Origin of the sequence: Collinsella aerofaciens, from assembly GCF_009876115.1 — a bacterium.
In the GTDB taxonomy this organism is placed as follows: Bacteria; Actinomycetota; Coriobacteriia; order Coriobacteriales; family Coriobacteriaceae; genus Collinsella; species Collinsella aerofaciens_N.
On record NZ_WWSY01000008.1, the window covers coordinates 77,028 to 90,688 of the forward strand.

13 protein-coding genes are annotated in these 13,661 nt (G+C 62.9%); 2 read left to right on the plus strand and 11 right to left on the minus strand.

What is annotated here, in order from left to right; all coding sequences use genetic code 11:
- Positions 1-315: 315 nt before the first annotated feature.
- From GT571_RS05925 to tmk, 4 genes are all read right to left on the minus strand, one after another.
- Complete coding sequence (locus tag GT571_RS05925; RefSeq protein WP_161156041.1) at positions 316-1,122, minus strand: ComF family protein; 807 nt, start codon at positions 1,120-1,122, stop codon at positions 316-318.
- Positions 1,123-1,223: 101 nt separating this feature from the next.
- The gene (locus GT571_RS05930) at positions 1,224-2,918 is read right to left on the minus strand and encodes a PSP1 domain-containing protein (protein ID WP_161156043.1); all 1,695 of its coding nucleotides are present in this window, start codon (positions 2,916-2,918) and stop codon (positions 1,224-1,226) included.
- Complete coding sequence (locus tag GT571_RS05935) at positions 2,909-4,036, minus strand: DNA polymerase III subunit (protein ID WP_161156045.1); 1,128 nt, start codon at positions 4,034-4,036, stop codon at positions 2,909-2,911. The genes GT571_RS05930 and GT571_RS05935 overlap by 10 nt, the downstream gene beginning before the upstream one ends.
- 1 nt (position 4,037) lies before the next feature.
- On the minus strand, positions 4,038-4,721 hold the full coding sequence (gene tmk / locus GT571_RS05940; protein ID WP_161156047.1) for a dTMP kinase: 684 nt from the start codon (positions 4,719-4,721) through the stop codon (positions 4,038-4,040).
- Positions 4,722-4,962: 241 nt separating this feature from the next.
- Here tmk and GT571_RS05945 point away from each other — a divergent pair, with 241 nt between their 5' ends.
- Positions 4,963-5,949, plus strand: coding sequence for a zinc-ribbon domain-containing protein (locus GT571_RS05945; RefSeq protein WP_161156049.1), 987 nt, complete (start codon positions 4,963-4,965; stop codon positions 5,947-5,949).
- 121 nt (positions 5,950-6,070) lie between these two features.
- Here GT571_RS05945 and GT571_RS05950 read toward each other — a convergent pair whose 3' ends face one another.
- From GT571_RS05950 to GT571_RS05980, 7 genes are all read right to left on the minus strand, one after another.
- The gene (locus GT571_RS05950) at positions 6,071-8,665 is read right to left on the minus strand and encodes a DNA topoisomerase I (RefSeq protein WP_161156051.1); all 2,595 of its coding nucleotides are present in this window, start codon (positions 8,663-8,665) and stop codon (positions 6,071-6,073) included.
- A gap of 54 nt (positions 8,666-8,719) precedes the next feature.
- Positions 8,720-9,403, minus strand: a complete 684-nt coding sequence (hypB, locus tag GT571_RS05955) for a hydrogenase nickel incorporation protein HypB (RefSeq protein ID WP_161156053.1) — start codon at positions 9,401-9,403, stop codon at positions 8,720-8,722.
- A 53-nt stretch (positions 9,404-9,456) separates the two neighbouring features.
- Positions 9,457-9,813, minus strand: a complete 357-nt coding sequence (locus tag GT571_RS05960; protein ID WP_161156055.1) for a hydrogenase maturation nickel metallochaperone HypA/HybF — start codon at positions 9,811-9,813, stop codon at positions 9,457-9,459.
- A 6-nt stretch (positions 9,814-9,819) separates the two neighbouring features.
- Positions 9,820-10,611: a twin-arginine translocase subunit TatC gene (gene tatC / locus GT571_RS05965; protein WP_171025188.1), complete on the minus strand. Its 792-nt coding sequence runs from the start codon at positions 10,609-10,611 to the stop codon at positions 9,820-9,822.
- Positions 10,611-11,195: a twin-arginine translocase TatA/TatE family subunit gene (locus tag GT571_RS05970; RefSeq protein WP_161156057.1), complete on the minus strand. Its 585-nt coding sequence runs from the start codon at positions 11,193-11,195 to the stop codon at positions 10,611-10,613. The genes tatC and GT571_RS05970 overlap by 1 nt, the downstream gene beginning before the upstream one ends.
- Positions 11,196-11,348: 153 nt before the next feature.
- The gene (locus GT571_RS05975; RefSeq protein ID WP_161156059.1) at positions 11,349-11,663 is read right to left on the minus strand and encodes an STAS domain-containing protein; all 315 of its coding nucleotides are present in this window, start codon (positions 11,661-11,663) and stop codon (positions 11,349-11,351) included.
- A gap of 66 nt (positions 11,664-11,729) precedes the next feature.
- Positions 11,730-13,034 (minus strand): aspartate aminotransferase type Ic, encoded by a 1,305-nt coding sequence (locus GT571_RS05980; RefSeq protein WP_161156061.1) that lies wholly within the window; start codon positions 13,032-13,034, stop codon positions 11,730-11,732.
- 149 nt (positions 13,035-13,183) lie between these two features.
- On the opposite strand from GT571_RS05980, the gene GT571_RS05985 reads away from it, so the two are divergent.
- The gene (locus tag GT571_RS05985; RefSeq protein ID WP_022093864.1) at positions 13,184-13,438 is read left to right on the plus strand and encodes a hypothetical protein; all 255 of its coding nucleotides are present in this window, start codon (positions 13,184-13,186) and stop codon (positions 13,436-13,438) included.
- Positions 13,439-13,661: the final 223 nt, after the last annotated feature.

The following is a 13,661-nucleotide window of genomic DNA, read 5'->3' on the forward strand; positions in this document are numbered from 1 at the left end:
TTCACGACTGGCCCGCTCGCCCGCGAGGCGGTATTGCCCCAAAGAAAGTAGAACGGACGGTGCGGCTTACATCTAGGACGCGCCATGATCGCGCCGCGCGCACGCGGTCGCTTACGTGGATCCCTTTGACCGCGTCTGTCTTGGACTGGGATGGGCATTTCGTCCGTCCGCAACCACAGCCTGGCAGGAACGTAGCGCATTATAGCTAAGTTCAAGCTATAGTTTAAGGTTAGGGACGTTATTCGCATCGCGAGTACAGATTTCGCAGGTCGGGACGGACCGCACACGCTAGCTTCACTGCCACAAAACCACCCCCTACCAAACGCGTGCGATAGCGAGGCCATCAACGGCCGCGGCACCGGCACGCTTGAGCTCCGCCGAAGCTGCTGCCATGGTCGCGCCCGTGGTAATGACATCGTCGATGAGCAGCAGGCGGCGGCCGCGCACATCCTCGACCGTCTCGTACATGCCCCGGGCACGTTCCCGGCGCTCGACGCGACCGAGCTCGCGCTGGTCACCATGACCGTATTTGACCAGGGCGTCCAGCAACGGCACGCCCGAAAGATCGCAAAACGAGTGCGCGATTGCTTCCATATGATCGAATCCACGCCGCCGAAACGCCGCCGCAGTCGCGGGCACAAATACCACCGCGTCGACACCGGACAGCACGCCGCCGTAGCGATCGGGGGCTGCCACCTGGGCATGCAGGGCGGTGTCGTAGAGTAGCTCCGCCAGATACGGTGCCAGGCGGCGCTCGCCCGCATCCTTGTACGCCTTGATGATGCGCGGCAGCGGATGTGCGTAGACGGCACACGCCAGGCAGCGATCGAGCGCCTCGGCCATTGCCGAAGACGTGCCCTCGACCGAACACTCGGTGCACAGCAAATCCCCAAACGGGGCGCCACATCGGATGCAGCTATGGCACGGATCGATGAGCGCGAATGAGGCCAGGCAATCCTGGCAAATCAGCGCACCGGAACGCTCGCAGCCGGCGCATCGCGTGGGCGACAACGCCTCGAGCGCCTCGTACGTCGCGCGCTCGGCAAGCGGTAGCAATTCGTCCGCAAACGGTAGGGTGTCAGCACCCTGCAAGCGACTCAACACATTCAAATGTCTCTTCATGACACAACCCTCCCTACGCGAAGGCGAAGGGAGGGTTGTCGGTGTAGAGCCATGATACCCAGAGGCGCTGGGGTCAGGCGAGTTACATCCGCTTACGGACGTTATTCGCCGGCAGGCGGTTTCGGTGAGGACGAGGTGTGGGTCGAGCCTTCGCCACCGTCCTGGCGCGGCTTGCGGGAGCGACGGCGACGGCGGCGCTTTTGACCCTGGTCGGTCGAGCCCTCGCCGCCGCGATCCTCACGCGGTTCGCGCTCGTCGCGAGCACCACCGCGCGAAGCCTTGGCGGCAGCTCCTCCGCCATCGCCGGGGCGACGGCGCGTGACCTTGACTTCGCCATCCGAAACCTGATCGGCCACGGAAGGAACCGAGGGCTTCTGCTGCGTGCCCGAGGAATGGCGGCGGCGCGGACGCGGCGCACGCTCCTCCTCACCACGTGGCTTGTCGCCCTTGTCGGCAGGCGTATCGGAGACCGAGGCGCCCTTGGGAGCGGCACCGGCCTCGCGAGCAGCTGCGGCGCGGAAGGCGTCCTCGCGCTCCTCGCTCGACAGGTGACGGCGGCGACGGCGCGCGGGGTTCATGCCGCCGCCGTGGTTTTGCTGCTGGGGCTGCTGAGCCTCGCGCTCGCGAGAAGCGTTCCTGCCCGCGGCCTCGCCATTGTCGACGGACGCCGCGCGCTTGCGGCGGCGACGACCACCGGCTGCCTCCTCGGCCTCGGGTGCCTCGGCCTTGCCGCGGCCCTTTCCACGGCCACGGCCCTCGCCCTGGCCCTGAGCGGTGCGAGCATCGGATTCGGCATCGCGACGACGGCGCTTGGGCATCGATGTGCCGGCCAGACGATCGGCACTCGACAGGCCATCGCCCACGTCGACGCCGTTCTCGCGATCGAGTTCCATGAGCGCCAGGCGCATCTCGGGCGACTCGATGCGCTCGAGCACGTCACGCGTCACGCAGTCGGGGCGGCAGTTGCAGCCCTGCTCGGCGGCCTTCTTTTTGCAGCCCTCCGAGCACGTCATATCGGCCAGGTTGACCTTAAAGACTTTGCCGTTCTCCAGGCGCAGCACCAGCTGCTCACGCGGCGTGTCATATTCCTGGATACGCGCCTTGCCGAGCGGCGTATCGATGAGCGTCTTCTTTTTGGGCGCACGGCTCTTAAAGTCCTTGTACGCCTCGAACTCATAGCGCAGGCAGCACATCAGGCGGCCGCAAACGCCGCTGATCTTGGAGGAGTTGAGCGGCAGGTCCTGCTCTTTTGCCATGCGAATCGAGACGGGCTCAAACTGTCCGCCAAAGCGCGTACAGCAGAGCTCCTGTCCGCACTGGGCATAGCCGCCCACCAGGCGGGTCTCGTCGCGCACGCCAATCTGGCGCATGTCGACGCGAATGTGCAGCGTCGAGGACAGGTCCTTGACGAGCTGACGAAAATCGACGCGTTCCTCGGCCGCAAAGTAGAACACGGCCTTCTCGCCGCCAAACAGGTACTCGACGCCGACCGGCTTCATCTCGAGGTCGAGCTCTTTGACCAGACGGCGGAAATCGACCATCGCCTCGTCGCCCTGGATGGCCAGGTCGTCGGCAAGCTGCAGGTCGATGTCGCTCGCCACGCGCAGCACGGGCTTGAGCGGCTGGCCGATCTCATCTTGCGGCACCTCGAAGGGATCGGCCGTGACCAGGCCGATCTCGGTTCCGCGCTCGGTGGAGCAAATGGCATAATCGGCCTCGAGGATATCCAGATCCTGCGGGTCAAACCACAGGTCGCGCGAGGCGTAGGTAAACTTAACGGGTACGACTAACGGCATTTCAGTGCCTTCCTGATATCGAACAGCATGACCTCGATGGCCAGCTGGGGAGTAACGTTTCTGGCGATGTTGCGCTCAGCCGTGGCAACCGCCTCGAGCGCCCGGGTGGCACCCGCAACATTGGTCGCGGCGGCAAGCCGACCGATCGTGTCGCGCACGTCTTCGTTCACCACGTCGGCCGCCTCGTCCTGAAGCGTCAGCAGCACGTCGCGCATGAGCGTCCGCGCGCTCGCCAGGGCTTCCATGATACCCGAACGCTCGCGCGCGTTGAGTTCGCGCTTGTTGCGGTCCTCAAGCTGCTTCAATGCTCCACGCGACAGGTAGTCGGCGTTTTGCTCGAGCACCTTTTCCTGTGTGGACTTGACCTCGGCGAGCGGCGCCTTAACGGCGACGATGAGCGACTTGGCGCGGCTGAGTACATCGGCCTCGTCGGCAGCGATGAGCGAATCGATGGCGCGGACCATCTGGCGGCGAGCATCCTGGCGCTCGGCGCTCTTAAGGAACTCGACGCCGCGTGTGGGGCTTCCCGCCACGGCGACCGCCATGCGACAACGCGCGATATCCTGACCGGTGGCGCGGCTCACGGCACGCGCGGCCACGGCGGGCGACACCAGGCGAAACGGCACGCACTGGCAGCGGCTCACGATGGTGGGCAGCATCACGTCTGCCGAGGTGCCCAGCAATATGAACATGACGCCCTCGGGCGGCTCCTCGAGCGTCTTGAGCAGCGCGTTGGCGGTGTTGGCTCGCAGCTGCTCAGCGCGGTCGATGATGTAGACCTTGGCCTTGGCGCGGATGGGCGCCAGCGGCACGTCGTCGAGCAGCTCGCGGGTCTGGGCAATGAGGTAGCCCGTGGCGCTCTCGGGCGTGTAATAGTGCACGTCAGGATGCGTATGCCGAGCAACGCGTACGCAGCTGTCGCATGCTCCGCAGCCGTCCTGCTCGCACAGGAAGGCCTGGGCGAGCGCCCATGCGGCATCGAGCTTGCCGGCACCGGGAGCGCCCAAAAACAGGTAGGCGTGCGATGCGCGGCCGCTGGCGACGGCGTTGGTCAAAAAATCGCGAACGCGCTCTTGGGTGTCGAGCTTGGCCAGCAGGCTTGCCTGAGCGGGGGCCATGTTACTCGGCCTCCTTGGCAAGCGCGGCGGCGACAGCATCTTGCGGAATGTCGAGACCGTACGCGCGAATCTGCTCGACCGTCTTCTCGAAGACTTCCTCGACGGTCGCAGTGGCGTCGATGAGCTTTACGCGGCTTGGTTCCTCGGCAGCAATGGCGCAAAAGCCCTGGTAGACACGCTCTTGGAATGCCACGCCCTTCGCCTCCATGCGGTCCGCCGCGCCACGGGCTGCCATGCGCAGCGCCGCCTGCTCGGGCGTGATGTGGTAGACGAGCGTGAGCGCCGGGTGCGTCCCCGCGACGGCTAGGCTGTTGGCGTCGCGCACCATCTGGCGATCAAGGCCGTCGGCAAACGCCTGGTAGCAGGTCGTGGAATCGTAGAAGCGGTCGCACAGGACCACCTTGCCGGCCGCGAGGGCGGGAGCTATGACCTCGTGCACCAACTGGGCGCGCGCTGCCTCGTAGAGCAGCAACTCACAGGTGTCGCCCATCGCTGTATTGGCGGGGTCGAGCAGCAGAGCGCGGATCTTTTCGCTAATGGCGGTACCGCCCGGCTCGCGCAGGCTCACAACCTGGTAGCCAGCGAGTTCGAGCGCGCGAGCCAGCAGGCGCGCCTGCGTGGACTTGCCGGCGCCGTCGACGCCCTCGAGCGTGATAAAGCTATGTTGAGCGGGCTCAAAAGCCATGGGCGCAGCCCCTTCCTACAAGGCGCGTAAAAATGCAGATATATCAACCAAGCCATGATACCCCAGTGCTCGGCGCGTCCCCAATGGCTAATGGTGCCTTTCCAAAGTTGCGGTGAAATAGGGACTGGTTGAAGCCCTGAGACCGCCAAACAGTCCCTATTTCACCGCAACTTATGATGGGGAATTTTGGACGCTGGGTATAATCGTCGTATTGCATTGAAATGTGGCGAAAGGAGTGGCAATGTCTCGGTATTGCGCCTCGTGCGGCAAACTTCTTGCAGATGATGCCAAGTTCTGCACCTCATGCGGTGCACCCGTTGAGCAGACAACCGCAAGCAATGGCCAACCCGCGTTTGAGCAGACCGGCTTCCTCGATACGCCGCAAGCTAAGCCGGACGACCCCCTCGCCTATCGCCCCGACCCCGCCGCCAGCCCCGCAGCGGCCGAAACGACGCAGCGCATACCCGTCGCGGACACCCCGCCCCAACAGCAACCGGCATCTACGTACGCGCCTGATTCACCGCAGGCCCCCGCCGCCAAAAAGAGCAGCACCAAGGCGCTTATCGCCATTATCGTTGTGCTGGTGGCAATCATCATCGCCCTGGTCATTTTCTTTGTGATCAAGCCTTTCGACACCGCTGCCACGCAGACGACTGCCGAGGTTACTAAGCTGCACCATGATGTTGACGCTGATGACCTCAAGCCTCTCGGCGACCCCAATAGCCTCTACGACGATGACGATGACGATGACGACGAGGACGGCGGCGAAGCGACGCTCTCCGAGCAGAACCTCTACCGTCGCCTGAGCGAATACTACGACCTGCTCGAAGATCTCGATAGCCAGGTCCGTGCCTGCGCGCAGGCCTTCAATGGCAGCTATCTGGCAGAAGATCGCACCGCCCGTCAAAATCTCGCCGACGTCGCCGAGCGCACGGAAGACACCATCGAGCAGTACTACGATATCGTCGAGGACCTGGACATCCCGACGAGCTCCAAGAACTACAGCTCCTGGAAGGACATCATCGCCCTGTACGACGACCTGGACCACCGCATTGACGCAATCTGTGACGCCTGGGAAATCAGCCTGAAATACGCTAAGCCTGCGGACCACAAGAATGAGATCGTGGCGCCGCTGTCGCGCGACAACGTGGCAGGTACCAATGACAATAAGTACCGCCTAGACTTTGAGGAGCGCTATCCCGGCGCCAAGCCTGTCGAGGTGAACTAGTCGCATGCGACGTTCTTAAACGGCTAGTCATTAAAGAACGTTCCCAATGACTACGCAAAAACGAGCGAGGATCATGGGACCCTCGCTCGTTTTTGTTTTGGGCTATGTTTCGGCTGCGCCGCTACTTGTCGGCGGCCGCCTTCTTGGTAGTCGACTTCTTGGCAGTCGTCTTTTTGGCGGTCGACTTCTTGGCGGTCGAAGTCTTCTTGGCTGCCGTGGTCTTCTTCGTCGTGCTCGCCTTGGTCGCAGTCTTGCGGCCGCGGGCGGGCTTCTTCTCCTTGGTCGGGCAGTCCATGTTCACGCAGATGCGCCACGGGCCGCGCGCCGTGTTGACCACCACGATGGGGGCGCCGCACTCGGGGCAAGTCTCACCCGTCGCCTCGAGCTTGCCACGCGCCGGCAGCGGATAGCTCACGCCGCAGTCATCGTAGTTGGTGCAGCGGATAAAGCGCTTGCCGCTCTTTTCGCTCTTGTGTGCGATCAGGTCGCCGTGACGCCCGGCCTCGGCGCACACCTTGCACTCGCCCACCTTAAGGTCAGGCTCGTAGTTGGTGGGGCATGTGGGGTTCACACAAATCTCGAAGGCCTTCTGGCGGAACGGCTGACACTTAATGCGCGGCGCGCCGCACTCGGGGCACACGGCGGCCTCACCCTCGAGCGGGCTCACCTTGACGCCGCTCGGCACCGGATAGGTCACGTCGCAGTCGGGCCATCCCATGCAGCCGATAAAGCTACCGCGGGTCTTGGCGCTCGTCTTCATAACCAGGTCCTTGCCGCACTTGGGGCAGGCGCCCACGCGCGCATCGGCCGTGACAGCGTCGCTGATGGCGTCGCCCAGCTCCTGCGTATGCTTGAGCAGCTCGTCGAGCACGCCGGCCAGCAGCGCGCGCGAGTGCGTCACGACATGCTCTTCGGTGTCCTCGCCGCGCTCCACGCGAGTCATGTCGCCGTCGAGCTCGCTGGTCATATCGGGGCTCGTGATGCGCGGAGCAAACTGCGACAGCGCATCGATAATGGCGATGCCCAGCTGGCTCGGCTCAACGGGATCATTTTTGAGATAGCGCACGGCGTACAGGCGCTCGATGATGCTCGCGCGCGTGGACTTGGTGCCCAGACCGCGTTTTTCCATCTCCTGCACGAGCTTGCCCTGGCTGTAGCGCGCGGGCGGCTCGGTCTGCTTGGCCTCGAGCTTAATATCGAACACGTCGACCGTATCGCCCTGCTCCAGCGGCGGCATCTGCTCGTCGCGCTTGAGTCCATACGGATATGCCTCGCGGAAACCCGGGGTCACGAGCACATCGCCCGAAGCCACGAACAGCTCACCGTTCACGTCGAGCTCGAGCTTGGTGTTCTCGATGGTCGCGGGACCCATAAGCGTCGCCAGGAAGCGGCGGGCGATGAGGTCGTAGAGCTTGCGCTGGCCGCCATCGAGCGTGGACGGATCGCCCTCGCCCGTGGGATAGATGGGCGGGTGGTCGGTGGTCTCGACCTTGCCGCGCGTGGGCTTCATGGGGCCGGCGAGCACCTTTTTGCACACGGGCGCCAGCGCCGGATTGATCTTTGCCAGGTCGCTCACCACGGCACCCAAATCGAGCGTCGCAGGGTACACAGTATTGTCGACACGCGGGTAGCTGATGAGGCCCGCCATGTAGAGGGACTCAGCGATGCGCATGGTGCGCGCAGGCGAGATGCCCTCGGCCGCAGCGGCTGCCTGCAGCGAGGTGGTTGCAAACGGCGTGGGCGGCTGCTGCTTGCGCGAGCGCTTGGTCACCGCGGCGACGGTTGCCGTCGCGACGCCGTCGACATGGCCGTACGCCGTCTCGGCAGCATCCTTGTCGGTAAAGCGCGCTGTCTTGTGCGCAATCTTAAAGCGATCGTCCTCGGCTGCGCCCTGCGCGGCACCCATGCCGCGAATCTGCCAATAGTCCTCGGGCACAAACGCCATGCGCTCGCGCTCGCGCTCGACCACCAAGGCGAGCGTCGGCGTCTGCACGCGGCCGGCGGAACGCACGTTGCCAAAGCCGCCAAACTTGGCGAGCGTCAGGTAGCGCGTGAGCACCGCACCCCAAATGAGGTCGATGTGCTGACGGCTCTCGCCGGCGTCGGCCAGGTTCTGGTCGAGCGAGACGAGATTATCGAAGGCCTGCGTGATCTCGGCCTTGGTAAACGAAGAGTACTGGGCGCGGGCGACCGGCAAGTCGGGCGCAACCTCGCGCACCTTGTTGAGGGCGTCCGAACCGATCAGCTCGCCCTCGCGATCGAAGTCCGTGGCGATGATGACGCTGTCGGACTTCTTGGCAAGGTTCTTGAGCGAACGAATGAGTTCCTTCTCGGCCGGTAGCTTAATGACGGGCGCCCAGGTGAGATAGGGCAGGCTCTCGAGCTTCCAGCCTTTGATGGAGATGCCATCGGCAAGAAACGGCTTGCGCTTGGTGTCGTACGGTGGGCGGGCCAGGCCATCGGGTATGTCGGCCGGCAGCATCTCGCCGTCCTCGGTGACCGAATACCAGCCCAGCTTTTTATCGAACAGCACGCTGTCACAAAAATCGGGCGCGAGGATGTGACCGGCAAGGCCGATCGTCACGCACTCCTCGCCCTTCCACTCAAAACGGTAGATGGCGGTGTTGTACACCTTGTCCTTTTTGGGCTTACCCGTGGACAGACGCTCGGCGATCTGACGCGCGGCGTCGCTTTTCTCGGCGATGATGAGCTTCAAAAGAGGCTCCTATCTCGTATCTCTGCGGCTACGCCCGCCCGTATGGCGGCCGACTTACGCCCTTGCTTGCTCAATCTGCCCGATGAGCCAATCGCACCAGGCATCCATGTCCTCGCCCTTGCGCGCGCTCACGGCAAACCGCGGCGCCTGCGGATTGAGGTCATCGAGTGTCTTAGTATACCTATCCATGTCAAAATCGAAAGCCGGGGCCACATCGACCTTGTTGAGCAGCTGTGCGCCGGCGTGCTGGAAGATGCCCGGGTACTTGATGGGCTTGTCGTCGCCCTCGGGCACCGAGAGGATCATGATGGACAGGTTCTCGCCCAGGTCAAAGTCGACTGGGCAGACCAGGTTACCCACGTTTTCGATAAAGATGACGTCGATGTTTTCCAGACCCACAGCCTGGTCGAAGGCATCAACGGCCTCCATGATCATGTTACCCTCGAGGTGGCACAGGCCGCCCGTGTTGATCTGGATGGCGGGCATGCCGGCTTCCTTCATGGTGATGGCGTCGACGTCCGAGGCGATATCGCCTTCGATGACGGCGCAGCGCAAGCCGGCCTTGTCGCGCAGGCGCTCGTTGGTGCCCAGAATCGTTGTTGTCTTACCCGAGCCGGGGCTCGACAAGACATTGATCACATAGGTGTTTGTCTCTTTAAATCGCTGTCGCAGCTGATCTGCCAGGCGCTCATTACGCGACAGAATCGGCGATGCGATATCAATCGTTTTCTCGGCCATACTCGGCGCTCCTTACTTCTACCATTTATACCCCGTCCCCAGTGGCTGGCGGGTTAATCGTCGGGGGTTTCGATTTCGATACTGGCGATGTCGAGTTCGCGACCGTGCAGTAGGCGCACATTGGCGCCGCCGCACTGGGGGCAGCGGCAGTGGAAGCGGTCATGATCGAAAACATCACCGCAGTCCAGACACTCGCTTTGCGGATGGACCTCCTCTACCGCAAGCTCGCAACCGCGCGTAAGCGGGTCCTCGTCGCGAAACGTCTCCCACGCAAAGTCGAGCGCCTCGCGCACGACCTCGGTCATATCCCCGATACGCAGCGTTACCAAAACGGCGCGCGAGGCCCCCGCCCCACGCGCCGCGCGAATCACTGTGTCGAGTATGCCGTTGACAATGCCAACCTCGTGCATACCGATTTACTCCTCGTCGTCCTCGTCGTCCGAGAACAGGTCCAGACGACTCACGAACAAGCCCTCCTTGCCCTCGCGCGCGGTAATGACCACACGGGCGATGGCAAGCGAAATCTCGTAGAGCGAGAGCAGGGCGCCATACATGAGGCCCAGCGTAACGGGCGAGCCGTCGGGCGTAATCACAGCCGAGCCCACAAGCAGGCCAACGTACACGAAACGCCAGGCACTGCGGAAGGCCGCGTAGGACACGATATGGAAGACGGACAGATAAAAGATGATGAGCGGCAGCTCAAACGCCACACCAAAGCCGATCATAAAGAGCAGCTCCATGTTGACGTAGTTCTCCAGGTCGGGCAGCGCCGTAGCGACGGCCGAGGTCTCGCCGATGAGCCACTCAAAGCCCGCCGGGATGATGATGAAGTAGCAAAAGATGGCGCCCAGAAAGAACAACACCGTCGAGGCGAGCACCGTGGGCACGACCCACTTGCGCTCGTTGGGGCGAAGCGCCGGCAGGAAAAATGCCAGAATCTGCCAGATGATCATGGGCGTGCACATGACCACGGCCATCTTGATGGCCAGCGAGAAGCGCAGGCCAAAGCCACCGAGCGTGGTAGTGATGTAGAACTTACCGTCTGGCACAAAGGAGCGGATGGGGTCTTCCAAGATGTCGAGCACCACGGGCGTGGCGAAATACAGCACGATAGCGGCGGCGAACACCGACACGACCACGATGGTCAGGCGGCGACGGAGCTCTCCCAGGTGATCGAAGAGCGGCATACGCGCAGGTCCGATAGGCATTACTCATCGCCTCCCTTCGGGGCGTCGGCGGCGGCAGCGGCATCGTCCTCGGCCTCGAGCTCGCGAGCGAGCTGGTCGACGACGGCCTTGCGCTTGCGGGGACGACGGGCGTAGAGGTCAGCCGTCGTGGGCTCTGCCGGCTCGGGCTCGGGTTCCGGCTCTGCAGCAGGCTCGGGCTCGGCGGCGGCAGCAGCAGCGGCGGCAGGCTCTGCACCCTCGGCCTCCTCGGCAATACCTTCGCCCTCGGTGGCACCCTCGCTCGCAGCCTTCTCGGCGGCAAGGCGGGCGCGACGCTCGGCAAAGGTCTCTTTCTTTGCGGGCGCAGCCGTCTCGACGGCATCCTCGTCCGCATCGGAATCATCATCGACGGCAGCCTTCTTGGGCTTGACCGGGGCCGACGCGGCCTCGCTCACCGGATCGATAATCTCGGACTGAACAACTGCCGTCATCTTTTCCTGCGTCTCGCGGAACTGACGGATGGCACGGCCAATCGTGCGGCCCATCTGCGGGAGCTTATCCGGGCCAAACAGCAAAAAGCCGAAGACCACGATGATCGCGAGCTCACCCTCTCCAATACCAAACACACATACCTCCAAGGCTCGATGTGAGTCGAGCCCGCACCGCGCCATTCGGCCGGAACTCGTCTATTCATTCGGTCAAGTATAGCGCCCGGACGCCAAAACGTCCGAGCGCATCACAAACATACGCCAAACGGCACGCCCTTTTGGGGACAAAGATTATGCAGCGGTGATCGAAATCTCCTGGTCGACACCCAACAGCTGAACCACGCGCATCACCTGGGGCTGCACATTGGTGCAGCTAAAGCGCTTGCCGTGGTCGACCGCGTGGTGCGCGGCTCCCACGAGCACGCCAATGCCCGTCGAATCGATGTAGCTCACCTGGGCAAAGTCGAGCTCAACGGCCTCAGTGGGCTGCTCGAGCGCCAGGTCGATAGCATTGCGCAGGTTATCGGCGTTAGAGATATCAATCTCGCCGGTTACCTTAATGGTGTAGATCTCCGGCGTGGGGTTGGTGGAAATACCCAAATCCATGTATACGCTCCTTTGTGAATCGAAAGTGCGGATAGTACTGGGCGCGGATTTACGGGGCCCTACGCGTTAGGAGCGCTCGGCACGAGCAAGCTCAGCAGCGACAAGCTTGACGGCCAGCACCAGCACATCGAGCGCGGCCTCCAGGTCCTCGACCGTGGGATAGCTCGGCGCAATGCGGATGTTGGTGTCGCGCGGATCCTTGCCATAAGGCCAGGTGGCACCAGCCGGCGTAAGCTTGACGCCCAGGTCGGTACAAAGCGCGGCGACCTTCTGGGCAGAGCCCTCGGGACCATCAAAGCTCACAAAGTAGCCGCCGCGGGGATGTGTCCAAGTAGCGCAACCCGTATCGCCCAGGCCCTCGGTGAGCTTGCGCTCAACGGCCTCAAAGCGCGGGCGCAATAACTCGGCATGCTTTTTCATGTGTTCCTTGACCGCCTCGATGGTGGGAAGGAAGCGCACGTGACGCAGCTGGTTGAGCTTATCGGCGCTGATAAGGCCGGCCTTCAGGCGCTTGGAGAACTCCGTGATAACCGCGGGGCTCGCACCGATAAAGCCGATGCCGGCGCCCGGGAAGGTGATCTTGGACGTCGAGGCGAATGCCACCACGCGGTCCTCGGTGCCCGCCGCGCGAGCGAGGTCGAAGATATTGGCGAGCTCGTCGGTCTCGTCGTACAGGTCGTGCACGCAGTAGGCGTTGTCCCAGAAGATGCGGAAATCGGGCGCGGCCGTGGGCATTTCGACCAGGCGACGCACGGTGTCCTCGCTAAAGGTGATGCCCGTGGGGTTGGAATACTTGGGCACGCACCAGATGCCCTTGATGGAGTCGTCGGCGGCAACCAGGCGCTCGACCTCGTCCATGTCGGGGCCGTTGTCGGTCATCGCGACGGGGACATTCTCGATACCCAGGTCGGCGGTGATGCCAAAGTGACGGTCGTAGCCGGGAACGGGGCACAGGAACTTGACTTTCTTGCCGTCGTGCGCGGCCTCGTAAGCCTCCCAAGGCTCGCTGCCGCACGAACCGCAGCGCCAAAACATGCCGGCGATATCGTGCTCGATCAGAAGGCTCGACGAACCCAGCACGAGCGTCTGCTCGGCGGGGCAACCCAGGAACTCCCCCGCCAATTTGCGTGCCGAGGGAATGCCCTCAAAACAACCGTAGTTGGAACAGTCGACGTTGCCGTCGTGCAGATCGGCGTCGGCGTTGAGGATATCGAGCATGGGGCGTGAGATGTCCACCTGGGAGGGCGACGGCTTGCCGCGAGCCATATCGAGTGCCAGGCCCTTGGCCTTGACCTCGGCGACCTCGGCTTTGAGCGCCTCGATGGCGGCATCGAGTTCGGTGGTTTCCATCTTCTGGTAGATCGTCTGCATGGGTGCGACCTTTCGCGAAGCGGTACGTTGCAGTTCGTCTAAGTATAGACCGCCACCGCCGCAACGTTATGAAGCCGTGATAGATTAAGTCCATCGCAATAAATTACGAATCGCCGCGCATGCCGGCGTGGGACGCCCAAGGAGGCACTATGGAGTATGGATCGTTCCAGGCCGAGGAATTCGGCGACCTGCAGCGCCTGGTCGACGGACTGTTTTACGATCGCCACGCCATCGACCGCCTGGATCTGATCGTACAGGCCGAAATCTTGGACCTGGCGCCCGACCTCATGGAGATCGTGAATCTTTTGCCGCCCGGCTACTACGACCGCCAGTCACTTTGCGACCAGCTCAACTCCGCCTTGGCCGCCCACGGCTGGGGCGCCGTCTACGGAACGGTGGAATAAGCCTCGAGGCCGGCGATTTGGCCCGCTTCCCGACCTTGGCGAGGCTTGTTTTAGAGCTTGTGGCCAAAAAAGGGCAAATATGAGTACTGTTACCTTTTTAGTAGCAGCGATTCTTGGTCGAAATCGGCAAAACTCGACTTGAAACTGGTCGCGCGCGCAGACGTGGTGTAAGAGTGTCCTGAGGTCCGTCGCTGCAAGTCCCGATGTTACTCCTTCTTGAGAC

Coding starts and splice junctions, on each gene's coding strand:
- tatC (WP_171025188.1), bottom strand. CDS start 10,611: ATGCCTATCGGACCTGCGCGTATGCCGCTCTTCGATCACCTGGGAGAG.
- GT571_RS05945 (WP_161156049.1), top strand. CDS start 4,963: ATGTCTCGGTATTGCGCCTCGTGCGGCAAACTTCTTGCAGATGATGCC.
- GT571_RS05930 (WP_161156043.1), bottom strand. CDS start 2,918: ATGCCGTTAGTCGTACCCGTTAAGTTTACCTACGCCTCGCGCGACCTG.
- GT571_RS05985 (WP_022093864.1), top strand. CDS start 13,184: ATGGAGTATGGATCGTTCCAGGCCGAGGAATTCGGCGACCTGCAGCGC.
- GT571_RS05980 (WP_161156061.1), bottom strand. CDS start 13,034: ATGCAGACGATCTACCAGAAGATGGAAACCACCGAACTCGATGCCGCC.
- GT571_RS05935 (WP_161156045.1), bottom strand. CDS start 4,036: ATGGCCCCCGCTCAGGCAAGCCTGCTGGCCAAGCTCGACACCCAAGAG.
- GT571_RS05975 (WP_161156059.1), bottom strand. CDS start 11,663: ATGGATTTGGGTATTTCCACCAACCCCACGCCGGAGATCTACACCATT.
- GT571_RS05960 (WP_161156055.1), bottom strand. CDS start 9,813: ATGCACGAGGTTGGCATTGTCAACGGCATACTCGACACAGTGATTCGC.
- GT571_RS05925 (WP_161156041.1), bottom strand. CDS start 1,122: ATGAAGAGACATTTGAATGTGTTGAGTCGCTTGCAGGGTGCTGACACC.
- hypB (WP_161156053.1), bottom strand. CDS start 9,403: ATGGCCGAGAAAACGATTGATATCGCATCGCCGATTCTGTCGCGTAAT.
- tmk (WP_161156047.1), bottom strand. CDS start 4,721: ATGGCTTTTGAGCCCGCTCAACATAGCTTTATCACGCTCGAGGGCGTC.